This window comes from Pseudoalteromonas sp. SG43-3 (assembly GCF_014164385.1).
GTDB classification, from domain to species: domain Bacteria; phylum Pseudomonadota; class Gammaproteobacteria; order Enterobacterales; family Alteromonadaceae; genus Pseudoalteromonas; species Pseudoalteromonas distincta.
Map to the genome: position 1 here is coordinate 1 of NZ_JACJFC010000091.1, position 335 is coordinate 335.

General features: G+C 48.7%; 1 protein-coding gene. It reads left to right on the forward strand.

Going from position 1 to position 335, the window contains the following annotated elements:
- A partial coding sequence (locus H5157_RS20740; protein WP_259399383.1) for an Ig-like domain-containing protein occupies window positions 1-335 on the forward strand: 335 nt, incomplete at both ends.

A 335-nucleotide genomic window follows, 5' to 3' on the forward strand; every position in this document is an offset into this window, starting at 1 on the left:
ACCACTACATTAAGTGAAACCGCAACACTCAACACCACGGCCCCAAGCATTAGTATTAATGCACTGGTTGACACCAACGACACCACCCCAACCATTAATGGTACAAGCGATGCGGCAGATAACACCACCATTAGCTTAACGTTTGAAGACAGTGCAGGGAATATTACGACTGTTGATACGACCGTAACGGGTGGAGTATGGAGTGTCGATGCACCAACTGATTTAGCCGAAGGCGAATATACTGTCACCGCACAGGTAGATGATGGTCTAGGTAATATCGGCAGCGCCACCGAGACAGGTCAGATAGACCTTACTGGCCCGAGCCTTGTTATTAC